Raw genomic sequence first — 25788 nt, 5'->3', positions numbered from 1 at the left:
TTGGCACTTAGGGAAGAGCGGCAAGAGAAGAAGCGCAACCGGGGAAACGGAATTTGGGCGTGGGCGGCGGGGCTTGTCATGCTGCTGTCCAAGGGCAAGAGCGTGCTGCTGGCGCTGCTGAAATTCGGCAAGCCGCTTCTGTCCATGGCCGTCACGGTCGGGGCCTACGCGCTTATTTACCCGTGGACGTTCGCGCTCGGCTTCGTCGCGCTCATCTTCATCCATGAGATGGGCCACGTATGGGTGGCGAAGCGGCGCGGCCTGCCCGTCACCGCTCCGGTGTTCATCCCGTTCGTCGGCGCGCTCATCATGATGAAACGAACGCCGAAGGACGCGGCGACGGAAGCCGCGATTGCGCTGGGAGGTCCCGCACTGGGCTCCGCCGGCGCGCTTGTCTGTTACGGAATCGGCCATTGGACGGGACAGGAAGTATGGTTTGCTCTCGCGTATGTCGGATTTTTTCTGAACCTGCTCAACCTGCTGCCGATCCATCCGCTGGACGGCGGGAGAATCGCGGCTGCCGTCAGCCGCTGGCTGTGGGCCGTCGGCGCCGCGGTCGGTCCGTTTGTCGTCTGGTATACGCGCAGCCTCCTGTTTGCGCTCATCTGGCTATGGTTTCTATGGGAAATGTACCGGCGTTTCAAACAGAACCGCAGCGGGGGCAAACCGCACGATGCGGAGGGCGTGTACGAAGCGGTTGCCGATCCGGCGCTGCCTTCGTGGTACTTATCCGGCGAGGCGCACCGGCGCGAGCTGCCGTTTACGGCTTATTGCCGTCTGGACGGGCAGCATACGGTGGAGTTCTGGTGGGAGCCGCTGTCGTTCCGCGGCCAACTGGAAATCGATCTGCCGTGCACGGTCAACCGCGTTTATATCCGGCAGATCGAGGGGCCGGACGAGAACGGCAACGTGAAGCTGACGGTTCGGATGGAGGGGCAGAGGCATGAGCCGGCCAATTATTACGATGTGCCGGCCCGCGTTCGCTGGCGTTTCGGCATGATGTACGGCGGACTTGCGCTTGCCTTGCTGTACATGATGTGGTTGATTCAGGAGACGGGACTGGCTCATCCCGGTTAAGAAAGCGAGAGGAAGTGGGTTATGGCGAACAAATGGCGCTCGGGACGGCTGGACAGGCTCGGTTCGGCGATTTTTTCCGAGGTGGCGGAATGGAAGGCGGAAGCGCGGCGGCAAGGGGCCGATGTCATCGGGCTCGATATCGGCAGCCCGGACCGCCCTCCGGCTGCGGAAGTCATGGAGACCTTGTCGGCTGCCTGCCTTCGGCCGGAGCTTTACCGGTATCCGGGAACGGACGGGTCCGCGAAATTCCGGGAAACGGCAGCCCGCTGGTTTGCCCGCAGGTTCGGGGTGGAGCTTGACCCGGAGCGCGAGCTGCTGTCGCTGATGGGCACGCAGGACGGTTTGGCGCATCTTGCGCTGGCGGTGACGAATCCGGGCGACTGCGCGCTGCTGCCGGACCCGGGGTATCCCGTCTATCAGGCGGGACTTGCGGTGGCGGGCGTCGAGCCCGTCTTGATGCCGCTCACCGAGCCGCACGGCTATTTGCCCGACTTTGACGCCATCCCGGACGAAGTGTGGCACAAAGCCAGGTTCATGCTGCTCAACTATCCGAGCAATCCGCTGTCGGCAACCGCCGATCTGGCGTTTTTCGAGAAGGCGGTGGACATAGCGCGCCGCAGAAACGTGCTGCTCGTGCACGACAATGCGTACAGCGAAATGGCTTTCGACGGCTTCCGGCCGCCGAGCGTTCTGGAAGTGCCGGGAGCGTTCGACGTGGCGGTCGAATTCCATTCGCTCTCGAAGTCGTTTCATCTGGCGGGCGGCCGCATCGGATTCGCCGTCGGCAATCGCGACGCCCTGGATGCGCTGCGGGCGCTGAAAAGCAATATCGATTTCGGCGTATTTCTCCCCGTTCAGGAGGCCGCCGCCGCCGCGATGGAGCGCGATATGGCGCGTCCCGAACCGGTGTCGGCTCTGTACGAGCGAAGGAGGGACCGCTTCGTGCGGGCGCTTCGCGAGGAAGGCTGGATGATTCCCTTCCCGAAAGCGACGATGTTCGTGTGGGCGCCGCTGCCCGCCGGGTGGACGTCCAGAGCGTTTTCCCGGGAGCTGCTCGCCGCAACCGGCGTGGCGTCGGTTCCCGGCAACGCGTTCGGTTCCCGGGGAGAAGGGTATGTGCGGCTGGCGCTGGTGGAAGAGGAAGAGCGGCTGGAAGAGGCCGCCCGGCGGATCGGACGGTTTTTGCGGGAGCATGAGCCCCGCTGACGGAACGGTTCCGCCGGGCGCGGCGGCCCGCGGCTCGGCAGCCGAAAGCGCGGGGCGGGCCGTTAGTGCCGGGCAACGGCGAAAAGAACGGGAAGGATGAACGTCATGATTGGGATAAACGAAAGAGATGCGGGACGGGAGCGGCATGTGCTGCTCGTCGACGGCATGGCCGTTCTGTTTCGCGCTTATTACGCGACGGCCTACGGAGGCGCGGTCAAACGGACGCGGAGCGGAACGCCGGTCAACGCGATCCACGGGTTTTTGCGGTATTTCGGCGATGCCGTTCAACGGTTTTCGCCCACCCATATCGTCTGCTGCTGGGATATGGGGAGCGCGACGTTCCGCACCGGGCAATTTCCCGACTACAAGGGCAACCGGCCGGAGGCGCCCGAGGACCTGATTCCGCAGTTCGAACTGATCAAGGAGGTCATGGAACACTTCGGCGTGCCGAACGTCGGCGTGGAGGGCTATGAAGCCGACGATTGCATCGGAACGCTGGCCAAGCGTTTTTGCGGCGAAGCTCTGGTCACGATCATGACCGGCGACCACGATCTGCTGCAGCTGACGGATGACCGGATCCGGGTTGCGATCATGAAGAAGGGGCACGGCAATTATACGGTTTATACGCCGGAGGTGCTGATGGAGGAGCGGCAAATGACCCCCGCGCAAATTGTCGACCTGAAAGGACTGATGGGCGATCCGAGCGACAACTATCCCGGCGTCCGCGGCGTCGGGGAGAAAACGGCGATGAAGCTGATTCGCGAGTATGCGTCCATCGACGGGATTCTCGACAACCTGCATCTGCTTCCCGCATCGTTGCGGCGCAAAATCGAGGCCGATCTGGACATGCTTCATCTGTCCAGGCAGCTTGCGACCATCCGCTGCGATGCGCCGGTCGACCTGCCGCTGAACGCATGCGCTTGGAACCTCGATCCGGGCCGGGCGCTCGCCATCTGCGAGGAATTGGAGTTCCGGGACCGCCTGCGCTGGATCGGCTAAATCATCTGCTCTTCATAACGGCTCTTCTTTTTCCGAAATAAAGGGAATAAAGGAAAAAGAAAGGGTCGTTTTTATTGGCGAAATATACGGTTCGCATCATCGGTGCCGCCCTGGCGGCCATAATGTTGGCGTCGGCGTTGCCCCAGGCGGCGGCGACCGCAGAGCCGCAGAAGGAAGCCGCCCGAACGGTCCAGGTCTGTCCCGCGCAGCCGGCAACCTTGCCGCTCGGCTCCAGGATGGATCTGAAGAAAATCCTGCAGCTTCCGAAGGGAATGGACGCTTCCTATGCCGTGCCGGATACCCAAACCGTCCGCGTGACGACAGGGGGGATCGCGGTTCCGTTGGCACAGGGAACGGGGACCGTCACCGTTTATCCTTATGCCGCCATCGGGAACGGGGAACCGCCGGGGAGCGAGGCGCTTTCTTCCTGCACCGTCAAAATCCGCGTCACCGCCGCCGCTTCTCCCAAGCTCGCCTTCCCGCCCAAGGCGGAAACGCGCAAAGTGAAGGCCGCGAACAAAACGTTTACGGTCCAGACGGTCGTCATTCCGAAAGGAATGCCCGTCGATGTCGGTCTCGGGAAAGACCGGATCGGCGGCACGGAGCCGCTTGACGCCATCGCAAAGCGGCGGAATGCGCAGATCGCCGTAAACGGCACGTTTTTCGAGGCGTACGGCGGCGTCCCGGAGCCGTGGGGCACCGTCATCGCCGACGGCGAAATCGCCCATATCGGCAATACCGGAACGACGATCGGCTTTACGGCGTCCGGCCAGGCCAAAATGGAATCGCTCAAGGTCATCATCCGCGGCACGGTAGAGGGAGAAAACGGCCGCACAAGAAGCTGGTACGCGTATTTCGTCAACCGGACGCCTTCTTCCGCTTCGGGTTCGGCGGCGATTCTGTATACCCCGAAGCGGGGCGGCCGGATCGGCGCCGCGAAAGGAACGGCCGTCGTGGTGAACAAGGGCGTCGTGGAGCGGATCGCCAAAAACGAGAACGCGGCGATTCCCGCCAACGGTTATGTGCTCTTGTTTGCGGGCGCGGAAGAGAAGATGGCGGAGCGGTTCGCCGTAGGCAAACGCGTCCGCTACGAAGCGGAATTCACCGGCGCCGACGGCCGTGCCGTCGACTGGAGCGATGTTGTCACCGCCATCGGAGCGGGGCCGCGGGTCGTCAAGGATGGAAAGGTGGCGGTCTCGGCGGAGAAGGAAGGATTTACCGAAGCGAAATTCACCACCGCCTCTGCCGCCCGCAGCGGCATCGGCATCCGTGCGGACGGCAGCATCGTCGTGGTAACGGTGGGCAGCGCCACGATCAAGGAACTGGGCGCCATTCTGGTTCAGCTCGGCGCAAAGCAGGGGATGAACCTGGACGGCGGCGCTTCATCCGGGCTGTACGCGGACGGAAAGCTGCGCACCGTCCCGGGGCGGAGCTTGAGCAATGCGCTTCTGTTCGGGCCCAAGCTCGCGTTCCGCCCGTGACGCGGTCCGCTTCACTTGGATTCGGGTTCCGGTTTCTCGGCGTGCGTCGGGTGGTCCCCCGGATAATCGCGTTCAAGCCCGGCGTGCAGTTCCCGGTTTTCGTAAACGAAGGTGTTCTGCGGGCGCTGATCCTCCCGCCAAGGCGAACTCTTGCCCGGCTTGACGGATACGGGAGTGCCGTAAGGGCCTTCCGGAAATTCCTCGGCGGTCAAATCGTTGCGCTGCGATTCGACCGTAGACAGATCGGCGGTCGGTTGGCGGTTTTCCTTTTTAAACCCTTCCATCGCAAAGCCTCCTCGCTGGCAAGTCGTCTTGCCGGTTAGGATAACCTGCACGAACGTTTCCATTCGCAGCGGCGCCGACCGGCGGACCGCAGCGGCAAGGCTTTGGTTAATCAGTCCGTAAAATGAGGCTCGCCCAGCACGAGCGCGAGAAATTGCGCCAGTTCGTCAGCTTCTTCCTCGCCCAGCCGGAACACCGACTCCAGCACGCCTTCCTCTTCTAGATCGTCCGTGCCAAGGACGGCGCTGCGGCCCGACTGCATGTCGATCACCAGCTTTTTGCCGTAAAAACGGTTCGTCGTCGTGATCGCCAGATCGAAACGGTGCAGCTTCGGCGTGATGAAGGTGACAAACCTCGTCGTCGTTTGCTCGGTGCTGTCGGACATAAAGTCGAAATCTTTCGGAACCATGAAGGCGCCTCCTGTCGGGTTAACGGATAAATGGCCGGCGGATCGTGCTCCGCCGTCTTGCCGCCTTATCTTATTGTTCGTAAGGCCGCCGCTGATACACAAATCCGGGCCAAACTTCGCGGTCCTCGTAGCTGCTGTGAAAAATGTCCGTCGCCGCGGGCGAAAGCGGCGGTATCAGCCACGACCAGCGGCCGGTCACTTCGCGGCCGGCCCGGCGTTCGTTTTTCTCGAACATTTTGAATTGCTGCGCCGCCGTATGGTGGTCGACGATGCTTACGCCGCGCTTTTTAAACGAATGAAGCACAGCCGCGTTCAGCTCCACCAGCGCCCGGTCCTTCCATAGCGATGCGTTCGAACTTGTGTCCAGCTTCAGATTGCGCGCAACCAGCGGCAGCAGATTGTAGCGGAACTCGTCCGCAAGATTGCGGGCGCCGATCTCGGTTCCCATATACCAGCCGTTGAACGGGGCGGCGGGATACCGGATTCCGCCCATGACCAGGCCCATGTCGGAAATGATGGGAACGGCGTACCATTTGACCTCGGTGCCTTGAAAGATGTCGTACTGGGGATGGGACAGGGGCACTTCCAACACCAGCTCTTCGGGAATCGGATACCAGCGCGGTTTGCGGCCGTCCGATTGGACGACGAGCGGCAGGATGTCGAACGGAGTGCCGGCTCCCCGCCAGCCGAGCTCGCGGCAGGCCTCCGTGAAGCTCACCGAAGCCGGATCGCCTACAACGCCGTCCCCGGTCTTGTAGCCGGCATACCGGATCAACTGGTGGTTCCATATCCGCACCGGCTCGCGTTCGCCGGCCGCCGGCGCGAAGACGGTGATGACCGGACGGATTTCCCCGCCGTTTGTAGCGTATTCGATATGGTGGAGAAGCGCCTCGTAAACGTCGTCCTCGGTTCGGCAATGCCGGGCATCGATCACATGCAGCCGGTTCCAGAACAGCCTGCCGATGCAGCGGTTCGCGTTGCGCCAGGCCATTTTTGCGCCGTGGGCGATTTCTTCGAACGTGTGCGTGTAATACCCCGTTTCGCGGATTTCCCCGCGGATGTCGCGTAGGCGCTCTTCGGCCGCGGCCGGAGGCCGGCTTAATTCCGCGTAGACCTGCCGGATGAAGGCTTCCGCTTCCGAAATCAGCCGTTCCGTCTTCAGCGCCTCGGTGTTCGTGCTCTGCATGCCTTGTTTCGCCTCCTGTCCTTTTCCCCGATGATGGCATATCCGCGCTTGACCTAACCTTAACACAGCAGCGGGAACGGCCGCAAAAGGAAAACTTGTGACAGTTTTCGATTCGTTCGGGGGAAAACGGGGAAAATTGCTTCTTGCCAAAACGAGCCAATTCTGCTAGACTTTCATTAAAAGGTTCAGGCATACGATGAGGAAGCACCTCTTCGCCCATGCGGCGGAAGGTGCTTTTTTTCTTGCTCGCATGGCAAGGCCGGAACTTGCCATTACGCCGCTTACAGCGGACAAGGAGGAGAATCCGAATGGAAATCGTGTTTCTGAATCGGTTTGAACGGGCGACGGGATTATCCGACGCGGAACGGGGGCAAGTTTTTATCGGCGAAGAGGAGGGCATGTGGACGGCAGGATGGCAGCAGCTGCCGGAGTTTGGAGAGCCGGAACAGGAGATTTGGTACGAGGGCGCCAGCTGGGAGGAATTGCTTGCGACGTTCCGCTACGGAGTGGCGCGCCGGATGAGGGAAGGGTTCCGTCCGCGGATGGACGGCATGCTGGAGGACATCCCGCATTGGGAGCGGCAGCCGGCGCTGCCGTCGCTTATTCAATGTTACGCCGATATGTTCGACAAGGAAGCGGAACTTGCGGCGCTGCGCCAGTGGAGACGCGCCAAGTCCGCGGAAGAGAATCGGCCCGTCTATCTGGTGGCGACCAACCGCGAGCTTCAGATGCTGGCCGTCTACGTTCCCCGGACATTGGAAGAACTCGGCCAGATTCCGGGCTTCGGGCCGCTCAAGACGCAGCGGTACGGCGCCGAACTGGTGGAACTGCTGCGGCCGTTTGCGAGGGAGCACAGCTTTCCGCTGGATTGGGTCGCGCAGCGGATCGACGCCAAAGCGTGGGATGAATGGTCTTACCGCCAAAAGGAGGAGAAATACGAAAGAAGCTTGTCGCTCGTCCAGGAGAAGCGCAAGCTGCTGGCGGGCATCCGGCAGGGCCAATCGCTGGCGGATCTGGAGCGGGAGCTGAAGCTTTCGCGCCGCCTGCTGCTGGAGCGGATCGAGAAGCTGGATGAGGAAGGGTACGACGTATCGGCTCTGGTCGAGAAGGAAACGGCCGGAATTTCGCAGGAAGAGGTCGCCCAAGCGACGGAGGCGATAAAGGAACTGGGCGACCGGTACTTGAAGCCGCTGGTGAAACGGGTATATGGCGAGACCGAGCCCGGCAGCGAAACGGAACGGGTGTACGAGAAGCTCCGCCTGCTGCGCATCCGGCTTCGCCGCGACGCGCAATCGAAAGCGGTATAAGACCAGGGCGTGGCGGCTGCGAATCAACGGTTGAAATAAAAAGGCGTATTTCCCGCACATATGCGGGAAGTACGCCGGCCGGGAAGCCCGTTTCGGCACAGAGGTCCGAATGGGTTATGGTCACGAAAGTGCGTTCAAAGCCAGTCTTTTTTCCGAAAATAATAAAACATGGCGAAACCGATCAGAACCATGACGATCAACAACACAACGGAGCCGTAGCGCTCGTGCATGCCCGGAATGTAATCGAAGTTCATCCCGTACACGCCGGTAATGAAGGTAAGCGGCATGAATATGGTTGTAAGGGCGGTAAACACCCGCATGATTTCGTTGGCCCGGTTGGCGACGCTGGACTGATAGGCTTCGCGCAAGTTGCCCATCAAGTCGCGGTACGTTTCGAACGTTTCATAAATTTTCACTGCGTTTTCGTAAATGTCGCCGAAGTATTTTTGCAGCTCGTCGTCGATAAGCCGAAGATCGCGCTTGTTCAATACCCCGATCACGTCCCGCTGCGGACCGAGCACTTTCTTCAGCCACAAGATTTCACTTCGCAGGCTGATGATTTCGTTCAGGTGCGATTTTTTCGTATGCATCAGGATGTCTTCCTCAAGGCCTTCGATGCGTGCTTCGATCCGGTCTCCGACCAGAAAATAATTGTCCACGACAATGTCCACCAGATGGTACAGCATCCGGTCGGCCCTGTTGACCTCTTCTTCCCACAGAATCGGCTTGATCGTGCGCAGCTCGTTGATTTTTTGGCGCGTAACGGTGATGATGTAGTGCCGGCCGAGAAACAGGTTGAGCGCCCGCAGGAAGATTTCCTCGTTGTCGAAGCGGATGCTGTTGATGACGATAAAATAATGGTTTTCGTAAACTTCCAGCTTGGGGCGCTGCTCTTCCTCCGACATGCAGTCCTCCACGGCCAGATCGTGAATGCCGAAAAGAGGCTGCAAATCGACCAAATCCTCGATGTTCGCGTCAATCCAATAAAATCCGTCCGCCGGCGGCACAAGCGTTTGGGAGATGTCTTCCACAGGCGTAAAGACGCCCTTGTTCACAAGTCGGATTTTCATCGGAGATCGCTCCTTGGCATGATGGTCATGCAGGACGCCGATCCGCAAGCGGAAAGAGGAAGCCGGCGGCGAAGACGGCCGCGGACTTCCTCAGCGGCGGATTGCGGTCCTGCTCTAGGACAAGCGTATGGCAAATGCGACTGGGCCCCGGGTGATCGCCTTCCATGACCGACTCCCCCCTTCGATTAAGGTTGTATTATGCGTTCAATCCGTCCTAAGTATAATCTTCCGCAATGTCCCTTTCAAGAAACATTTCATGCGGTCAAGTCGCTTGACGGTCTTGTGTTTTTCGGGTACATTAGGGATAGTTTATCGACAACCGAATAGGTTAGCCATCTTATCAAGAGCAGGCGGAGGGACTGGCCCAATGAAGCCCGGCAACCGGCGTCCACGGCGACGCACGGTGCTAATTCTTGCGGAGACGAGCGTATTTCGCGCGTCTCTGAGAGATGAGAGAGGCGCACGTGCGAACACCGACAACGGCCCTTTCTCAGGAAAGGGTTTTTTTCATGTTCGATTCCGCCGCAGGATACGACCGAAGGAGGCAAGCGACATGCCCATTAAAGTGCCCGACAACCTGCCGGCGAAAGAAGTGCTTGCCGGCGAAAACATTTTCGTAATGGATGAAAGTGTCGCCTACAAGCAGGATATTCGCCCGCTGCGGATTGCGATCCTCAATTTGATGCCGACGAAAGAGACGACCGAGACGCAACTGCTGCGGCTCATTGCGAACACGCCTCTGCAGGTGGAAGTCGTTCTGCTGCATCCGAAGACGCACACGTCCAAAAATACGTCGCCCGAGCATTTGGCGACGTTTTATAAAACGTTCGACGACATCAGCCATCAGCGTTACGACGGCATGATCATCACCGGAGCGCCCGTCGAGCAGCTTCCTTTCGAGGAAGTGACCTACTGGGAAGAGTTGAAGGACATTATGAGCTGGAGCGCCCGCAACGTCACGTCCACCTTCCATATTTGCTGGGCGGCGCAAGCGGGGCTGTACCATCATTTCGGCATCCCGAAGTACGATCTGCCGAAAAAGCTGTTCGGCGTCTTCCCGCATACGATCGAAAAACGCAACGTAAACCTGCTGCGGGGGTTCGACGAACTGTTTTACGTCCCGCAATCCCGCCATACCGAAGTGCGGCGCGAGGATATCGAAAAGGTACCGCAGCTTGAAATCTTGTCGGAATCGGAAGAAGCCGGCGTCTACATCGTCGCGACGGTCGACGGAAGGCAAATTTTCGTCACCGGGCACTCGGAATACGATCCGCTTACGCTCAAATGGGAATACGACCGCGACAAGGCGAAGGGGCTGCGCATCGACGTGCCCAAGAACTATTTTCCGAACGACGATCCGACCAAGTTCCCGCTGTCGACTTGGCGGGCGCACGGAAACCTGTTGTTCTCCAACTGGTTGAACTATTACGTGTACCAAGAAACGCCTTACGATCTCGGGGCGGGCATTTAAACGCGTTTGCCTGCCCTTTCTTTATAACCCATCATTCGCGAAGGAGCCGCTGATTCATGAACATCGAAAGTCGCCTGGCCCAGATCGGTTCTCAGAATGATCCTGTAACTGGGGCCGTAAGCTACCCGATTTACCAAGCTACCGCATTCCGTCACCCGAAGCTCGGTCAAAGCACCGGGTTCGACTATGCCCGTACGAAAAGCCCGACGCGTTCCGTTCTCGAAGCCGCAGCGGCCGATCTGGAAGGCGGCGACGCCGGTTTCGCCTGCAGTTCCGGCATGGCGGCGCTGCAGACGATTTTCGCCTTGTTCGGGCAAGGCGATCACCTGATCGTCTCTTTGGACCTTTACGGCGGTACGTACCGCTTGCTGGAGAAAATCATGTCGCGCTTCGGCGTGACCGCCTCCTACGTCGATACGGGCGATCTGGACGCGCTGGAGGCGCATTATACGCCGGCGACCAAAGCGGTGCTGATCGAAACGCCGACCAATCCGCTGATGATGATCACGGATCTGGAAAAGGTATCCGCCTGGGCGAAGCGCAAAGGGCTGCTGACGATCGTCGACAATACGCTGATGACCCCGTTTTTGCAGCGGCCGATCGAGCTGGGCGCGGATATCGTCATTCACAGCGCAACCAAATATTTGGGCGGGCACAACGATGTTCTCGCGGGACTGATCGTTACGAAGGGCAAGGAGCTGTCGGAGCAGATGGCGTTCCTGCACAATTCGATCGGTGCCGTGCTCGGGCCCCAGGATTCCTGGCTCCTCATGAGAGGGATGAAGACGCTGGCGCTGCGGATGGAACGGCATCAATACAATTCCGTCCGGCTTGCCGAGTGGCTGCTGAACCATCCGGCGGTCGAGGACGTCTACCATCCGGCGCTGCCGCATCACCCCGGCCATGACGTTCAGAAGCGGCAAGCTTCCGGCCATACCGGCATTTTCTCGTTCCGGATGAAGGACGCCAGAACCGTCGAGCCGATTCTGCGTCATTTGAAGCTGATCGCTTTCGCCGAAAGCCTCGGCGGGGTCGAATCGCTGCTGACCTATCCGGCCGTCCAGACGCATGCGGATATTCCGGAGGAAATCCGCCGCAAGGTGGGCGTGGACGACCGTCTGCTGCGCTTCTCGGTCGGCATCGAGCATATCGACGATCTGATCGCCGACCTGGGCAACGCAATCGATGCGGCATTGCGCGAAATCGAAGGGGAGTAACGGACCATGAGCAAACAGCACGAATCCCGCAACGGACAGAAAGAGACGCAGTTTGCGACCAAGCTGATTCACTTCGGCAAGGAAATCGACGAGACGACGGGCGCATCGAGCGTGCCGATTTTTCAGGCGTCGACGTTCCATCATTTTGACCTGGACAACCCTCCGGCGCACGATTACAGCCGCTCGGGCAATCCGACCCGGGAAGCGCTGGAGCAATACATCGCCGTGCTGGAAGGCGGAGCGCGCGGCTTCGCGTTCGCTTCCGGCATGGCCGCGATCTCGACGGCGTTCCTGCTTCTGTCCGCGGGCGACCATGTGATCGTGACGGAGGACGTGTACGGCGGCACCTACCGGCTGCTGACGACGGTGCTGACCCGGCTCAACATCGAATCCACGTTCGTGGACATGACCGACTTCGAACAGGTGAAAGCGGCGCTTAAGCCCAATACGAAGGCTGTGTACATCGAAACGCCGTCGAACCCGACGCTGAAAATTACCGACATCGCCGAGGTGGCCGGCTGGGCGAAGGCGAACGGGCTGTTGACGATGCTGGACAACACGTTCATGACGCCCTATCACCAGCGCCCGATCGAGCACGGCGTCGATCTGGTCATCCACAGCGCCACGAAATTTCTGGGCGGGCACAGCGATGTGCTCGCGGGTCTGATCGTAACCGCCGACGAATCGCTCGGCCGCCGCGTCAAGCAGCTGCAAAACGGGCTGGGCGCGGTGCTGAGCGCGCAGGAAAGCTGGCTGCTGATGCGCGGGATGAAGACGCTGCGGGTGCGGATGGAAGCGAGCGAGCGCAGCGCCATCACGCTTGCGCGGTGGCTGGACGCCCATCCGGCCGTGAAAAAAGTATACTACCCGGGGCTCGAACATCACCCCCGCCGGGACATCCATGCGAAGCAGTCGCTTGGCTTCGGCGCGGTCGTGTCGTTCGACGTCGGGGACGGGGAGCGGGCCAAACGGCTGCTGAGCCGCGTCCGTCTGCCGCTGGTGGCGGTCAGCCTCGGCGCGGTGGAAAGCATTTTGTCCTATCCGGCGATGATGTCGCATGCCGCCATGCCCCGGGAGGTAAGGCACGCAAGAGGAATCACGGACGGTCTTGTCCGCTACTCGGTCGGGCTGGAGGACGTTCAGGATCTGATCGACGATTTGGATCAGGCTATGGATTTCGGGAGCTAAGCAACCGGAAAATAACGTTGAGACCGCAACTGCCGCTGCTTACTTTTAGAAAGCGGTGGCCGTTGCGGTTTTTTTGTGCTACGATGATCAAGACGAGTGTGCCAGATGCAGACCATGGAGAGGGAGGAAATCGCAATGAGCACGGTGGACCCCATTTTGGACCGAGCCCTGAAAGGAGAACGTCTGCAGCTTGAGGACGTGATCGCCCTGTTCGAATCGGACGAGATCGAAAAAATGGGTCACGTCGCCAATCAGCTGATGCTGCGCCGCCATCCCGAGCCGATTACGACGTTTGTCGTCGGCCGGAATGTCAACTATACGAACATTTGCGACACTTACTGCCGTTTCTGCGCCTTTTACCGGGCGCCGGGATCGAAAGAAGGCTATGTGCTGCCGGACGAAGTCATCCTGCAAAAGATTCAGGAAACCGTCGACGTCGGCGGCACTGAAATCTTGATGCAGGGCGGAACGAATCCGGACCTGCCTTTTTCGTACTATTTGAATTTGCTGCGAAAAATCAAGGCCAGGTTCCCGCAAATTACGATGCATTCGTTTTCGCCCGCGGAAATCCACAAGATGAAAGAAGTATCGAACGGGCTGTCGCTTGACGAAGTGGTCCGCCAGCTTCACGAGGCCGGTCTCGATTCGCTGCCGGGCGGGGGCGCGGAAATTCTCGACGACCGCACCCGCAAAAAAATCAGCCGCCTCAAAGGAAGCTGGCGCGACTGGATGGACGTCATGACGGCCGCGCACAAGGCGGGCATGACGACGACGGGCACGATGGTCATCGGCTTCGGCGAATCGATGGAGGAGCGGGCGCTTCATCTGCTCCGCATCCGCGACGCGCAGGACGAGTGCCTGAGGAACGGTTATCCGTCCCGCGGCTTTCTCGCGTTCATTCCGTGGACGTTCCAGCCGGACAACACGAACTTGAAGCGGGAGAAGGCCACCCCGGAAGAGTATCTGAAGACGCTGGCGATCAGCCGGATTGCGATCGACAATATCGACAACTTCCAATCGTCCTGGGTGACGATGGGGCCGGAAATCGGCAAGCTGTCGCTTTCGTACGGCGCGAACGATTTCGGCAGCACGATGATGGAGGAAAACGTCGTCTCCGCCGCCGGCACGACGCACAAAGTGAACATCGAGCTGATTCTGAGGCTGATCCGCGAAGCGGGCAAAATTCCCGCGCAGCGCAACACGCAGTATCAGATTTTGAAAGTCTATCACGGAAACGAACAGGCAGCGAAGGATTTCGTGATGCAAAATTAAAAGGCTGACCCGGTCGCGGGCAGCCATGATAGCCGGTTCACCGCATCTGTTGCGGCGGACCGGTTTTTTATTTTTGCAGTAGGGTTTAAGCACGCAGTAGGATGTCAGACACAACGTTTGCGCGGTAACCCCGCCATGTAGTCCGCCCGGTACCCTACTTTGCCGCCAGCCATGGTGCTTACCCGCGCTTTCGGAAAAGAAAGGCATACGTTCCGTCCAAAAGACGGATTCAAGCCGGATGAAGTCGGCCTCTTCGCTGTCGCGGCGCGTTTATTTGCCGTACCCTTCGCATCGTACCCCCGCAAAGCTTCCGGCCGAGCCGTCATTTTATAAAATGTACCATGCCCGTTTGCAGATCGTATATCCCCAAATCGGCCACCATATAGTTAGAAAAAGGGGCTGCGGGAGGCGGAATCGATGAAAATGGACGTATGGACGATCGTTGCGGACGCAGAGAGCGGGCTGTCCGAAAGACTGGCCGCGATGTTGAACCAGTCGTTCGCCGGGTTGGCCGGCCAGGGAGGGGAAGGACCGTGGGAGCTTCCGGGCGACGGCGGGCTTATCCGATGCTGCCTGAAAATCGGGCAGGGCAGGGATGAATTTTGCAACCGGACCGGCCACGTGCTGGCTGAATATACGGTAATGGAAAGGGAGCTGGTTCAGCTCCGTCAACTGCTGCACAATCAATACGGATTCCGCAACCCGATCGAGCTTGACGTCATGATTTCGGAAGCGATCGGCCTGCTGGACGGGGAACCGGAAGCGGACGAGGCGGTTGCCGGAAGGGGCCGCGACAAGCGGATCCGCAGGCTGGCCCAGCAGTTCGCGGCGTATTTGCGCGAGAACGAATTTCTTCATTTGGAAGGCTTCATCCGGTTCAGGCTGCGCGACTACGAAGCGGAAGTAAAAGAAGCGGCGGCAACGGTGGCGGAGGAAAGGCTGATGGATCGGCAGTACGAGGAATTCGTGTCGCTATTGCACTCGATGGTCGAGTGGCAGGAAGTTCGCGTTCCCGAAGTGCACGTGCTTCATGGCGGCGGACATGCCTTCAGGCTGCTGGATGAGAAGCTGCGTCCGCTGGAAAAGGAGGCGCCAAGCTGGGCCGAAACCTCCGAGGAACAAGCGGAACGGGACTCGCTCGAAGAGGAAAGCCTGCTTGTCAGCCGGCTGCTTGCCGTCTCTCCGCGGCGGCTGTACATTCATACGCGGGAGCCGGAAGCGCAGGTCATCCGCACCTTGATGGGCATTTTCGGCGAACGGGCCGCGTTGTATCCGGAGCAGCCGACTTGACGGGAAACCGCGGCCAAGGTATAATTCCGTTCAACAGCCTTGCGCGCTTATCGCAAGCCAAATCGGATATCGGCGATGAGAAAGACACCGATGCCGGAATACGGACGGCTCAGAGAGAGGAACCTTAGGCTGCAAGTTCCTTCCGGACCGGCCGGCATCGACCCCTTTCGAGCCGCAGCGCGGAACGCGTCACGCCATTTTTTGGCGTCGGCCGTCAGTATGCGCTGCCGGGTCATGACCGTTAAGCATGCTTGAGAACCGGAAGCCTGCGCATGTTTTGACGCGAAGAACGGGCGGCCGGTTGAACAAGGGTGGAACCACGAGACGCAATTCAGGCACTCGTCCCTTTGGGGGCGGGTGTTTTTTGTTGTCTTTGGCTTTTCTCGGGGCTTATGCTGTTTGTGCGTGTCAAGGCTTTATGCGCTAAGGGAGGATGCAGGAATGGCTGTACAGATTAAGCTGCCGGACGGCGCCGTCCGGGAATATCCGGAAGGCTCGACGATCGACGATGTCGCCGCTTCGATCAGCCCCGGACTTCGGAAAAACGCCGTCGCCGGCAAATTGAACGGCAAAGTTGTCGATTTGAACACCCCTCTCGAAAACGAGGCAACGGTTGAAATCGTGACGCTGGATTCGGCCGAAGGCGTCGAAGTGATGCGGCACAGCACCGCGCACCTGATGGCCCAGGCCCTTAAACGCCTGTACGGAGCCAAAGCCGTCAAGCTTGGCATCGGACCGGTGATCGAGGACGGCTTTTATTACGACATCGATCTGGAGCATTCCATTACGCCCGAAGATCTGGAGAAAATCGAGCGTGAAATGGAAAAGATCGTCAAAGAAGATTTGCCGATCGTCCGCCGGGTCGTTAGCCGGGAAGAAGCCATCCGCATTTACGAGGAGCTCGAAGACCCGCTCAAGCTGGAGCTGATTGCCGGCTTGCCGGAGGACGCGGTCATTACGATTTACGACCAGGGCGAATTTTTCGATCTGTGCCGCGGACCCCATCTTCCTTCCACCGGCCGCATCAAAGCGTTCAAGCTGTTGAGCGTGGCGGGGGCTTATTGGCGGGGCGACAGCAAAAACAAGATGCTGCAGCGGATTTACGGGACGGCGTTCCCGAAGAAAAGCCAGCTCGAAGAGCATCTGCACTTCCTTGAGGAAGCGAAGAAACGCGATCACCGCAAGCTGGGCAAGGAGCTCGGCATTTTCACGTTCTCTCAGCAGGTCGGACAAGGGTTGCCGCTCTGGCTGCCTTATGGCGCCAAGCTCCGCCGCACGCTGGAGAGGTACATCGTCGATCTGGAGGAAAAGCTGGGCTACCAGCACGTCTACACGCCGGTGCTCGCCAACGTCGAGCTTTACAAAACGTCCGGCCACTGGGAGCACTACAAAGAGGACATGTTCCCGCCGATGGCGCTCGACAACGAGGAACTGGTGCTGCGCCCGATGAACTGCCCGCACCATATGATGGTGTACAAAAGCGATCTGCGCAGCTATCGCGATCTTCCGATCCGTATCGCCGAGCTTGGCACGATGCACCGCTACGAGATGTCCGGGGCGCTTACGGGGCTGCACCGCGTCCGCGCGATGACGCTTAATGACGCCCACATTTTCTGCCGGATGGATCAGATCAAGGACGAATTCAAGCGCGTCGTCAACCTGATCAAGCGCGTATACGAAGACTTCGGCATCAAGGAATACCGTTTCCGCCTGTCCTACCGCGATCCGAAGAACACCGAAAAATACTGGCCGGACGATCAAATGTGGGAAACGACGCAGCGGATGCTGCGGGAAGTCGTGGAAGAGCTGAATCTGCCGTTTTTCGAAGCGGAAGGCGAAGCCGCGTTCTACGGGCCGAAGCTCGACGTGCAGATCAAAACCGCCACGGGCAAAGAGGAGACGCTGTCGACGGCCCAAATCGACGTGCTGCTGCCGGAGCGGTTCCAGCTTGAATATATCGGGGAAGACGGCAAAAAGCACCGTCCGGTCGTCATCCACCGCGGCATTATCAGCACGATGGAGCGGATGACGGCGTTTCTGCTCGAAAACTTCGCCGGCGCCCTGCCGCTGTGGCTGTCTCCGGTTCAGGCGAAAATTCTTCCGGTCAGCCAGGCGTTCGACGCCTATGCCCGCGAAACGGCCGAAAAGCTGCAGGAAGCCGGCATCCGCGCCGAAACCGACCTGCGCAACGAGAAGCTGGGCTACAAAATTCGCGAGGCTCAGCTCGAAAAAGTTCCTTATATGCTGATCGTCGGCCAGAACGAGGCTGCCGAGGGCACCGTTTCGGTCAGACGGCGCGGCGAAGGGGATCTGGGAGCGCAGCCGCTCGCGGAGTTCATCGCAAGGGCGACCGCGGAGATCGCATCCAAACGCGTGGACTAAACTAATACGCGCCACGCGTACGGCATAGCGGGAGCCGTCGCATAGCGCTTGCTGGCATGGGGCAACCTACCGCTTAGAGGTGTGAGCCACATGTCAGCAAGTTTTTTTGTATCCCCGAAAGGCTGGATTCGGCGCGGGACGGCGCTGGCCGTAAGCTTTGCGCTGCTGGGCACGCCGGCTGCGTGCGCCTTAAGCGCGGCGGACCAGGTTCCGGCGCTGGCCGAATCGGATGATGAGCGGGCCATTGCGCTGCCGGCTGCGGTTGGCGCAGAGCCTGAACTTCCGGAGGCTTCCAAACGCAGGCAACCGTCTCCCGGAGAACGTTCCCGTCCGGCCTCTGCCGTGCGGAATCCGGAGACGGATACCGTCCGACCGGCTTCCGCCGCCCAAACGGTGCGGGTTGTCGCGACGGGATATACGGCGGGATTCGAATCCACCGGCAAGCGGCCGGGCCACCCGCAATACGGCATCACCTTTTCCGGCGTGAAGGTTCGAAGAGGCCACGTATCGACCATCGCGGCCGATCCGAAACTGTTCCCAATTGGCACGCTCTTGTTCATTCCCGGCTACGGCTACGGACTGGTTGCCGATACCGGATCGCGGATCAAAGGCTATAAAATCGATTTGTATTTTCCTTCGACCCGTCAGGTGTTCCGGGAATGGGGAAAAAGAACGGTCGATGTGCAGGTCATCTATCGGGGAAAAGGCAAAGCGACCGAATCGATGCTTGAGGCTTGGAGCCAATTCGTCTCCGCCGGAAAAGCGGGTCGCGCTTTTTCTCCCGAAGGCGTTCCGGTTTTGGGCACTATCGGTTCGGATAAAAAATTGTCGAATTCCGGGAAGTAAAATTGGAAATTATTCTCCTCAAGACGCGAATATGGTACAATGGAGAAAAGTGGAAACGTATTCTCCGAGGAGTGACCGTTGGCCATGACGTACTTCCTGCGAGATTCAGCATTTCCGGGCAATGCCGTTATGGAAGAAGAAATGCTTGAGGAACTGTACCGACAAATGTTGAAGGCTGCCCGAAGCCGACTGTATGACAAAAACGATGCGGGGGATGTCGTTCAGGAGGCGTGGGTTCGAATTTTGGAGAAATATGACACCCTGAGGGAGAGCCGCAAGCTCATTCCATGGGCGAAAACGATCGCTTCGAATTTGGCCTCCAATGCCAATCGCGCGCGCCGATCCGAGTGGCTGGCTGACAATTGCGAGGAGTACGAGCACGTATCTCATTCCTATCACGGCCCGGAGCTGATAGCAGAATTGTCCGACGTGCTGGGGCGGCTGGACCCGGCAACCCGGACGCTGCTGCTTTACAAGTTTTATTACGGTTTCAAAGACGATGAAATTGCGGCTGCCCTGGATGTGCCGGTCGGCACGGTCAAGGCGCGCATTCATCGAGGAAAAGCGAAAGTCAAGGCCCAGAACCAAGAGCAACCGAGAAGTACATAGCCTCGATCCGGTCAAACCGACAGCGTTCGACCTTTTCCGGAAGGTGAAAGCTGTCGGTTATTTATTGCGCATTTCGCCGGGGTCCTGCTTCTCCGTCCCTGGACCGAGCCCGCGTTCCGCCCCGCGCAGCTATGGCGGCTTGGCGCGATTCGTTATAATGAAGCTGTGTACGATCATTTCGTAAACGAGGCGAGTTCATAACGAGTACGACGGAGGCTGGCTATCATGGTGCAATCGCTGCTTCAGCGTATCTTTTGGGGGATCGTGCTGATCGGTATCGGGGTTGTTTTTTTGTTCGACCAGATCGGCGTGCTGGATGTCGATTTCGGGGATTTGGCCCGAACCTTCTGGCCGGTCTTCGTGATCTTGGTGGGCGTTCACGGCTTATTGATGCAGCCCAGAGGCGGGTATTGGTGGAACTTCTTCATTATTTTGATCGGCGTGTTTTTCCTCGGACGCAATTTGGATTGGTTCGAATGGGAGTTTGGGGATCTCCTGCGGGGGATCGGACCGTTTGCGCTGATTCTGTTCGGGCTTATGCTGATCTTTCGGGGCCACAAACCGAAAAGACCGCACGATTGGGACCGCAGCGGATGGAACCCGGTGACGCCGCCGGAGTCCATGATGGGGCCGCCGCCCGCGCCGCCGACTTACGACAGCTTGAACGGCGACCCATCGTTTGGCGGCAAAGAAACGGGTCCTGCTCCGGAAAGTCCTCCGCGTCCTTCCGATAGCGGGCAACAGAACCAGCGGGAATCGGCTCCGAATTGGCAGCAGGATGTCAAGCAGGAGGAGCCTTCCCAATGGCAGCATGGATGGAAGAATCACGGGCATCACGGGTGGAAGGAACATGGGCCGCACGGGTGGAAGAAATATGGCCCTCACGGATGGAAAGGCTACGGCCCTCACGGATGGAAGGGATTTGGACCGCATGAATGGAGAGATCACGGTTGCTGGCACGGAGACCGTCACAATTACAGCCGCTTTATCGGCGACTTTTATATCGGGGACGGCTATTTCGAACTGCGGCCGATGAATATCTCGCATTTTATCGGCGATACGAGAATCGACCTGACGCGGGCCCAGATTCCTTACGGCGAAACGAGGATTAACGTCTCTTCGTTTATCGGCGACGTCAAGGTGTTCGTGCCGAACGATTTTACCGTAGGCGTGCGGGTGGAGTCCAACTGCCTGATCGGCGACGTCAAGGTGCTGGAGCACAAGCGGGATGGCTTGTTTAACCACGTGTCGGTGGAAACGCCGGGATACCGGGATTGCGACAAGCAAATCGTGCTGGTCGTGAGCACGTTTATCGGCGATGTCCGCGTATCGAAGGTGGGCTGAACGGGATGCGGCTTGTACGGGGCAGCAAGTGGGAATGGACGATCTTCGCGGCGGCGTCCGGATCGGCGATCCTGTCGTTTGTGTTCATTGTTTTGCATTGGGAAAAAGGGGATGCAGCCGATTCGGAGTGGTGGATCGGCTGGGCGGCGGCGATTCTGGTTGCGTCCATTGCGTTCGCGTACCGGCTCGGGCTGAGAACGCAGCGTAGAATCGACCAGCTGCAGCTGGCGATGAAGCAGGCGGCGGCGGGCAATTGGAACGTGCGTCTGCCGGAGCTATCGGCGGATGCGTTTACCGAGGCGTACAGCGAATTTAACGGCATGCTGGCCAAGCTGGAAGACCGGCTGAAGCTGCTGCAGCGGCTTGGGGAGCAGGAGGTTCGGGAAGAGGGAACGTCCAAAGAAGCGGCCGTGCTGGAAGAGCGTAGAAGGCTGGCCCGGGATTTGCACGACACGGTTAGCCAGCAATTATTCGCGTTGCACATGTCCGCGTCTTCGCTGCCGATGCTGCTTAAGAAAAATCCGGAACAAGCCGAACAGGTCATGCGGCAGTTGATCGACATGTCGGCGATGGCTCAGCGTCAGATGCGCGGCTTGATCGCCCAGCTTCGTCCGCTGGAGCTTCAGGGAAGGACGCTGTCCGATGCGCTGAACCGCTGGTTTCCGGATTACTGCCGCCAGAACGGATTGCAGGGCACGCTTGAGATGCAGCTTGAGCAGCGGCTTCCGGAGGCAATCGAGCATCAATTGTTCCTCATCATTCAGGAAGCGATGGCGAACGTCGTCAAACATGCCGAGGCGAAGGCGGTAAGGCTGCTGCTGGGCACAACCGACAGGCAGGTTACGCTTTCGGTCGAGGACGACGGCTGCGGCTTCCGCCACGACCAGGTGCGGGCCGGAGGGCATGGTCTGTCGACGATGCGGGAACGCGCGCAGAAGCTGGGCGGAGATGCGGAAATCGTGACCAAGGCCGGCGCGGGGACTTGCGTTCGCGTCTCGTTTCCGATTTTTGCGGCGGAAATGCCGGACGAACATGACAATGAAAAGGGGATTCGCGCCACATGACTGCGGACAACCAATGTTATTCCGTGCTGATCGTCGATGATCATGCCATGGTCAGGGCGGGGCTGAAAACGTATTTGTCGCTCGATTCCCGGTTTGAAGTGATCGGAGAGGCGGGAAGCGGAGCGGAGGCGGTGAAGGCGCTGGCCCGGGGCGGCTACGGCGGCCGGATGCCGGATCTGGTGTTGATGGATTTGATGATGCCGGAGATGGACGGCGTCGAAGCGACGCGCAGGCTTTTGGAAATCGAGCCGTCACTGCGCATCGTGATTTTGACCAGCTTTTTGGAGGACGACAAAGTCGTCGAAGCGATCGAAGCGGGCGCCGTCAGCTATGTGCTGAAAAGCGTTTCAGCGGACGAGTTGATCTATGCGCTGCTGGGAGCCGCCCGGAGCATGCCGGTCATGAGCGGAGAAGTATCGCAGGCGCTTGCGCGGGGATTGCGGCAGCGTACGGTGGACGAGGGCGGAGACGGGCTTACGGATCGCGAGCGCGAGGTGCTGCTGCTCATTGCGGAAGGAAAGTCCAACAAGGAGATCGGCGAAGAACTGCACATCAGCGTCAAAACGGTCAAAACCCATGTCAGCAATCTGCTGATGAAGTGCGAAGTCGAAGACCGTACGCAGCTTGCCATCTACGCCCACCGAAAAGGTTGGGTGCGTTCATAACCTTCCATTTCGGTTAAAACGGGCGGATTGCGGATATGCTATAATAAAAAAGGGGTTGTCCCCGCATGTACGCCATCTCTTCCCGTTTGACCGGACAGATTCGAGAATATGCCTCGGCAGAGCGCGAACTGGCCGGCAAGGGCTTTACGCTAAGCGGCAATTGGGATTATCGGCACGGCTCGTTCGACTGCGCGCTGGACGATGCGGAAAAAGTGTGGCTTCGTTTGCCCTTTTCCGTGACCAGCGGCAATTTGGACAGCGAGACGGAAGATATCAACGCGAAGATTCAATTCGGTGAGCCTTTTGTGCTCAAGCATGTTTACAATGAAGGCTTGGATCCGGAAGCGCAGCCCCGGACGTTCGGAGCGATGTTTGACCAATTTTCCGATCCTGCCGACCGCGACGCGGACATCGAGCCGGAATGGATCGAAAAAGCGCGCGAACGGCTGCGGGAAATCGAATCTCGCGATCCGGGGTAAGTCTTATAGCGATCGCCTCGGCAGCCGGAAGCCCGCGGGTCCGCGTTTAAGATGCCTGCTTATCGGCTTCCGTATGGAATTCGCGAAAACGGGTGTGTCCGGACAAGGCGGCGCAGTCGTTTTACACGGACGGTGGAGCCCTGCAGTTGCTTTTTCTGCAATTGCAGGGCCGTTTTGTGCAGATGGCCCCGATTAAGTGCCGAAAAGGCAATTGCATCCTGTTTTGGGCTCGGGGGAACGGATGAGATAGCCTGCAGTTGCGTAGAAGGCAACTACAAAACGGAGTTGGACTGGTTTTTTGGATTTAAGTGCTGAGAAGGCAATTGGACTCGCCTGCGCTTCACTGTGCGGCATGCTGCCGAACAGAGATAGAGGCTGACGATGATTTTGCCCATTTTGCCTATTGAAGATTTAATTCGAATTCATTTCGTTTTAATATAGTTTTAAGGAAATCAGACGAAGATAGAAGCATACGAGAGATGCGGCGCAGCGGTTAAGATAAGCACCGCGAATTTCAACAAGGAGGAATGGGCTATGGACGATCAAAACAGAAAAACCGACGATTTGTTCGGATTTCGATATGGACGCGAAGAGGCGTCCGGTGCGCACAACGAGGCCAAAGAGATTTCGGCAGAAAATGCGGAAGAGAACGGGGAAACGGTATTTCGTCCGTACAGTTCCAACGGATACGGCGCTTCGGCTTCCGGCGGCGATTACGGCGGCCTGAGCGGCTCCGGTTCGGAAGATTCGTCGAATCCTTCCGGCTCGAGCGCCTTTACGTACGGGCCGTTTTCTCAAGGCGCATCGGCCGGTTTCGGCAGCGGCAGCGGCGGTAACGGCGACGGCGAGCAGCGGCACCCGGTTCCGGTAAGCCGCGATTACCGGCCGTTTACCGTCTCGGGAGGACGCAACTGGGACGTGACAACGAAGCGCCGCCGTTCGCCGTTTCTGGCGATGTTCGCTTCGTTTATGGTCGGCGTGCTGGTGGTGGGCGGCTTGATGTTCTCGGCGGACCGCTACAACTGGTTCGGCGGCAAGGCGCTGACCGCCTCGACGAGCGAGACTTCCGGCTCCTCTGAATCGGCGAAGACGACAAGCGGCAAAGCCAGCAATGTGGCGGACGTCGTCCGGCCGAACAATATCGCGCAAATTTTCGAGCAGGCAAGTCCGGCCGTCGTCAAGATCGAAACGTATGCCAACGTGCAATCCCGGTCGGGCAACAGCTTGTTCGACGATCCGTTCTTCCGCCAATTTTTCGGCGAAGAGCCGAATTACCAAGGCGACGGCGGCAATTCGCTCCAGGAAACGGGAATGGGCTCCGGATTCATCTTTGACTCGACCGGCTATATTTTGACCAATGAGCACGTGATCGACGGCGCTTCCGAAATCAGGGTGACCGTCAACGGATACGAAGAGCCGTTCAAGGCGAAGCTGCTCGGCTCCAGCTACGATCTGGACCTTGCGGTTCTGAAGATCGAAGGCAGCAATTTCCCGACGCTGAAGCTGGGCGACTCCAACGCGGTCAACATGGGCGATTGGGTCGTAGCCATCGGCAACCCGTACGGCTTCGACCATACGGTAACGGTCGGCGTGCTCAGCTCCAACGAGCGCGAGATCAGCATCCCGGACAGCAACGGCACGCGCGAATACAAGCATCTGCTGCAAACCGACGCTTCGATCAACCCCGGCAACTCGGGCGGTCCGCTGCTGAATCTGAACGGCGAAGTCATCGGCATCAACACGGCGGTCAGCTCGGAAGCGCAGGGCATCGGCTTCGCGATTCCGACGAGCACGATCAGCGAAGTGCTGGAAAACCTGAAGACCAATACGGAAATTCCGAAGGAACCGGAGCCGTTTATCGGCGCGAGCCTGCAGGAGCTGACGGAAAGCACCGCCAAACAGCTCGGTCTTGACAGCACGGACGGCGCGCTTGTAAGAGAAGTCTTGTACAACTCCCCTGCGTACAAAGGGGACCTGCGCCAATACGACGTCATTACCGGCATCGACGGCAAGTCCTACAAGACGCCGGACGAGATGATCAAAGTCATCAAAAGCAAGAAAGTCGGCGACAAGATCACCCTCAACATCGTCCGGGGCGGCAAAAAGTTGGATTTGACCGTCACGATCGGCGACAGGAACGAGTACGAAAAGACGCAGCAGTCCGCAGAGTAAGAAAGAATCGCGCAAAAGGGCAGTCTACCGCGGCTGTCCTTTTGTTTTAAGTTGTCCGATAGACGAATTCAGAGAGGAGTCCGCCATGAGACCGCATATCGTTGTGATCGATGATGATGAGAAAATCACCTCCCTGCTGCGCCGAAGCCTGGCGTTCGAAGGGTATGAAGTGACGACCGCTTCCAACGGGCAGGAAGGACTTAGGGTGCTGCTCGGCCGCCATGCCGATCTGGTCATCCTCGACGTGATGATGCCGCAGCTGGACGGGTGGGAAGTGTGCCGACGCCTGCGCGCGGCGGGGATCCAATCCCCGATTTTGATGCTCACCGCAAAGGACGACGTGCAGGACCGCGTCAAAGGCCTTGATCTGGGCGCCGACGATTATCTGATCAAGCCGTTTGCCCTGGAGGAGCTGAACGCGCGGGTAAGGGCGCTGCTTCGGCGCAACCCGGAGCAGGTGGAGGAGAGCCGCCAGCTCCGCTACGCCGACCTGCTGCTGGACGTCGACTCCCGCGAAGTGATCCGCGGCGACAAACGCATCGAATTGACAGCCAAGGAATTCGACCTGCTGCATTTTTTTATGCAAAATCCGAAGCGGGTGCTCTCCCGCGATCAAATCATGGAACGCATCTGGGGCTATGATTACAGCGGCGAATCGAACGTCTTGGAGGTTTACGTGGCGATGCTGCGGCAAAAACTCGAGGAACACGGCGGCAGCCGGCTCATTCAGACGGTGAGAGGTGCGGGGTACGTCCTGAAAGGAGACAACTAG

Annotated in this window: 23 protein-coding genes and 1 riboswitch; of the genes, 19 read left to right on the top strand and 4 right to left on the bottom strand. The window is 59.0% G+C overall.

Features of this window, described 5'->3' with window-relative positions; all coding sequences use genetic code 11:
- From F560_RS0107155 to F560_RS24515, 4 genes are all read left to right on the top strand, one after another.
- The gene (locus tag F560_RS0107155) at positions 1-1077 is read left to right on the top strand and encodes a site-2 protease family protein (protein WP_019005038.1); all 1077 of its coding nucleotides are present in this window, start codon (positions 1-3) and stop codon (positions 1075-1077) included.
- Between the two features lie 21 nt (positions 1078-1098).
- Entirely contained in the window at positions 1099-2283 is a 1185-nt protein-coding gene (locus F560_RS0107150; protein ID WP_019005037.1) for an aminotransferase class I/II-fold pyridoxal phosphate-dependent enzyme, read from the top strand.
- A 105-nt stretch (positions 2284-2388) separates the two neighbouring features.
- Positions 2389-3282: a 5'-3' exonuclease gene (locus F560_RS0107145; RefSeq protein ID WP_019005036.1), complete on the top strand. Its 894-nt coding sequence runs from the start codon at positions 2389-2391 to the stop codon at positions 3280-3282.
- 74 nt (positions 3283-3356) lie between these two features.
- Positions 3357-4763, top strand: a complete 1407-nt coding sequence (locus tag F560_RS24515) for a phosphodiester glycosidase family protein (RefSeq protein WP_019005035.1) — start codon at positions 3357-3359, stop codon at positions 4761-4763.
- A gap of 11 nt (positions 4764-4774) precedes the next feature.
- On the opposite strand, the gene F560_RS0107135 is transcribed toward F560_RS24515, so the two are convergent.
- From F560_RS0107135 to F560_RS0107125, 3 genes are all read right to left on the bottom strand, one after another.
- Positions 4775-5047: a hypothetical protein gene (locus F560_RS0107135; RefSeq protein ID WP_019005034.1), complete on the bottom strand. Its 273-nt coding sequence runs from the start codon at positions 5045-5047 to the stop codon at positions 4775-4777.
- Positions 5048-5157: 110 nt separating this feature from the next.
- Positions 5158-5454, bottom strand: coding sequence for a DUF3055 domain-containing protein (locus F560_RS0107130; RefSeq protein WP_019005033.1), 297 nt, complete (start codon positions 5452-5454; stop codon positions 5158-5160).
- Between the two features lie 70 nt (positions 5455-5524).
- Positions 5525-6640, bottom strand: a complete 1116-nt coding sequence (locus tag F560_RS0107125; protein WP_019005032.1) for a nitric oxide synthase oxygenase — start codon at positions 6638-6640, stop codon at positions 5525-5527.
- A 308-nt stretch (positions 6641-6948) separates the two neighbouring features.
- Between F560_RS0107125 and F560_RS0107120 the strand changes: the two genes are divergently transcribed.
- A complete protein-coding gene (locus tag F560_RS0107120; RefSeq protein WP_019005031.1) occupies positions 6949-7947 on the top strand; it encodes an HRDC domain-containing protein in 999 nt (332 codons plus the stop codon).
- Between the two features lie 134 nt (positions 7948-8081).
- On the opposite strand, the gene corA is transcribed toward F560_RS0107120, so the two are convergent.
- On the bottom strand, positions 8082-9017 hold the full coding sequence (gene corA, locus F560_RS0107115; RefSeq protein WP_019005030.1) for a magnesium/cobalt transporter CorA: 936 nt from the start codon (positions 9015-9017) through the stop codon (positions 8082-8084).
- Between the two features lie 334 nt (positions 9018-9351).
- A riboswitch (SAM riboswitch) is annotated at positions 9352-9473 on the top strand.
- Positions 9474-9570: 97 nt separating this feature from the next.
- Here corA and metA point away from each other — a divergent pair.
- The 14 genes from metA (at position 9571) to F560_RS0107040 (ending at position 25788) form a co-directional block, all read left to right on the top strand.
- On the top strand, positions 9571-10488 hold the full coding sequence (gene metA / locus F560_RS0107105; RefSeq protein WP_019005028.1) for a homoserine O-acetyltransferase MetA: 918 nt from the start codon (positions 9571-9573) through the stop codon (positions 10486-10488).
- Between the two features lie 56 nt (positions 10489-10544).
- Positions 10545-11705, top strand: a complete 1161-nt coding sequence (locus tag F560_RS0107100; RefSeq protein ID WP_019005027.1) for an aminotransferase class I/II-fold pyridoxal phosphate-dependent enzyme — start codon at positions 10545-10547, stop codon at positions 11703-11705.
- A gap of 6 nt (positions 11706-11711) precedes the next feature.
- A complete protein-coding gene (locus tag F560_RS0107095; protein ID WP_019005026.1) occupies positions 11712-12893 on the top strand; it encodes a trans-sulfuration enzyme family protein in 1182 nt (393 codons plus the stop codon).
- Positions 12894-13028: 135 nt separating this feature from the next.
- Positions 13029-14165, top strand: coding sequence for a cyclic dehypoxanthinyl futalosine synthase (gene mqnC / locus F560_RS0107090; RefSeq protein WP_019005025.1), 1137 nt, complete (start codon positions 13029-13031; stop codon positions 14163-14165).
- 417 nt (positions 14166-14582) lie between these two features.
- Positions 14583-15455: a putative sporulation protein YtxC gene (locus tag F560_RS22740; protein ID WP_019005024.1), complete on the top strand. Its 873-nt coding sequence runs from the start codon at positions 14583-14585 to the stop codon at positions 15453-15455.
- Positions 15456-15896: 441 nt separating this feature from the next.
- Complete coding sequence (thrS, locus tag F560_RS0107080) at positions 15897-17837, top strand: threonine--tRNA ligase (protein WP_019005023.1); 1941 nt, start codon at positions 15897-15899, stop codon at positions 17835-17837.
- Between the two features lie 90 nt (positions 17838-17927).
- On the top strand, positions 17928-18683 hold the full coding sequence (locus F560_RS24970; protein WP_019005022.1) for a 3D domain-containing protein: 756 nt from the start codon (positions 17928-17930) through the stop codon (positions 18681-18683).
- Positions 18684-18767: 84 nt separating this feature from the next.
- On the top strand, positions 18768-19292 hold the full coding sequence (locus tag F560_RS0107070) for an RNA polymerase sigma factor (RefSeq protein WP_019005021.1): 525 nt from the start codon (positions 18768-18770) through the stop codon (positions 19290-19292).
- 225 nt (positions 19293-19517) lie between these two features.
- Entirely contained in the window at positions 19518-20636 is a 1119-nt protein-coding gene (gene liaF, locus F560_RS0107065) for a cell wall-active antibiotics response protein LiaF (protein ID WP_019005020.1), read from the top strand.
- Between the two features lie 5 nt (positions 20637-20641).
- Positions 20642-21700: a sensor histidine kinase gene (locus tag F560_RS0107060; protein WP_019005019.1), complete on the top strand. Its 1059-nt coding sequence runs from the start codon at positions 20642-20644 to the stop codon at positions 21698-21700.
- Positions 21697-22365: a response regulator gene (locus F560_RS0107055; protein WP_019005018.1), complete on the top strand. Its 669-nt coding sequence runs from the start codon at positions 21697-21699 to the stop codon at positions 22363-22365. Before F560_RS0107060 ends, F560_RS0107055 begins: the two co-directional genes overlap by 4 nt.
- Before the next feature lie 65 nt (positions 22366-22430).
- Complete coding sequence (locus tag F560_RS0107050; RefSeq protein WP_019005017.1) at positions 22431-22844, top strand: YugN family protein; 414 nt, start codon at positions 22431-22433, stop codon at positions 22842-22844.
- A 534-nt stretch (positions 22845-23378) separates the two neighbouring features.
- Positions 23379-25016 (top strand): S1C family serine protease, encoded by a 1638-nt coding sequence (locus F560_RS22730; RefSeq protein ID WP_019005016.1) that lies wholly within the window; start codon positions 23379-23381, stop codon positions 25014-25016.
- Positions 25017-25101: 85 nt separating this feature from the next.
- On the top strand, positions 25102-25788 hold the full coding sequence (locus tag F560_RS0107040) for a response regulator transcription factor (protein WP_019005015.1): 687 nt from the start codon (positions 25102-25104) through the stop codon (positions 25786-25788).

The organism is Cohnella laeviribosi DSM 21336, assembly GCF_000378425.1.
GTDB classification, from domain to species: domain Bacteria; phylum Bacillota; class Bacilli; order Paenibacillales; family Paenibacillaceae; genus Cohnella; species Cohnella laeviribosi.
Note: the sequence above shows the minus strand (reverse complement) of the source record. Positions and strands in the feature narration are given on the sequence as shown.

Coding starts and splice junctions, on each gene's coding strand:
- F560_RS0107150 (WP_019005037.1), top strand. CDS start 1,099: ATGGCGAACAAATGGCGCTCGGGACGGCTGGACAGGCTCGGTTCGGCG.
- F560_RS0107145 (WP_019005036.1), top strand. CDS start 2,389: ATGATTGGGATAAACGAAAGAGATGCGGGACGGGAGCGGCATGTGCTG.
- F560_RS0107135 (WP_019005034.1), bottom strand. CDS start 5,047: ATGGAAGGGTTTAAAAAGGAAAACCGCCAACCGACCGCCGATCTGTCT.
- F560_RS0107130 (WP_019005033.1), bottom strand. CDS start 5,454: ATGGTTCCGAAAGATTTCGACTTTATGTCCGACAGCACCGAGCAAACG.
- F560_RS0107125 (WP_019005032.1), bottom strand. CDS start 6,640: ATGCAGAGCACGAACACCGAGGCGCTGAAGACGGAACGGCTGATTTCG.
- F560_RS0107120 (WP_019005031.1), top strand. CDS start 6,949: ATGGAAATCGTGTTTCTGAATCGGTTTGAACGGGCGACGGGATTATCC.
- corA (WP_019005030.1), bottom strand. CDS start 9,017: ATGAAAATCCGACTTGTGAACAAGGGCGTCTTTACGCCTGTGGAAGAC.
- metA (WP_019005028.1), top strand. CDS start 9,571: ATGCCCATTAAAGTGCCCGACAACCTGCCGGCGAAAGAAGTGCTTGCC.
- F560_RS0107100 (WP_019005027.1), top strand. CDS start 10,545: ATGAACATCGAAAGTCGCCTGGCCCAGATCGGTTCTCAGAATGATCCT.
- F560_RS0107095 (WP_019005026.1), top strand. CDS start 11,712: ATGAGCAAACAGCACGAATCCCGCAACGGACAGAAAGAGACGCAGTTT.
- mqnC (WP_019005025.1), top strand. CDS start 13,029: ATGAGCACGGTGGACCCCATTTTGGACCGAGCCCTGAAAGGAGAACGT.
- F560_RS22740 (WP_019005024.1), top strand. CDS start 14,583: ATGAAAATGGACGTATGGACGATCGTTGCGGACGCAGAGAGCGGGCTG.
- thrS (WP_019005023.1), top strand. CDS start 15,897: ATGGCTGTACAGATTAAGCTGCCGGACGGCGCCGTCCGGGAATATCCG.
- F560_RS24970 (WP_019005022.1), top strand. CDS start 17,928: ATGTCAGCAAGTTTTTTTGTATCCCCGAAAGGCTGGATTCGGCGCGGG.
- F560_RS0107070 (WP_019005021.1), top strand. CDS start 18,768: ATGACGTACTTCCTGCGAGATTCAGCATTTCCGGGCAATGCCGTTATG.
- liaF (WP_019005020.1), top strand. CDS start 19,518: ATGGTGCAATCGCTGCTTCAGCGTATCTTTTGGGGGATCGTGCTGATC.
- F560_RS0107060 (WP_019005019.1), top strand. CDS start 20,642: ATGCGGCTTGTACGGGGCAGCAAGTGGGAATGGACGATCTTCGCGGCG.
- F560_RS0107055 (WP_019005018.1), top strand. CDS start 21,697: ATGACTGCGGACAACCAATGTTATTCCGTGCTGATCGTCGATGATCAT.
- F560_RS0107050 (WP_019005017.1), top strand. CDS start 22,431: ATGTACGCCATCTCTTCCCGTTTGACCGGACAGATTCGAGAATATGCC.
- F560_RS22730 (WP_019005016.1), top strand. CDS start 23,379: ATGGACGATCAAAACAGAAAAACCGACGATTTGTTCGGATTTCGATAT.
- F560_RS0107040 (WP_019005015.1), top strand. CDS start 25,102: ATGAGACCGCATATCGTTGTGATCGATGATGATGAGAAAATCACCTCC.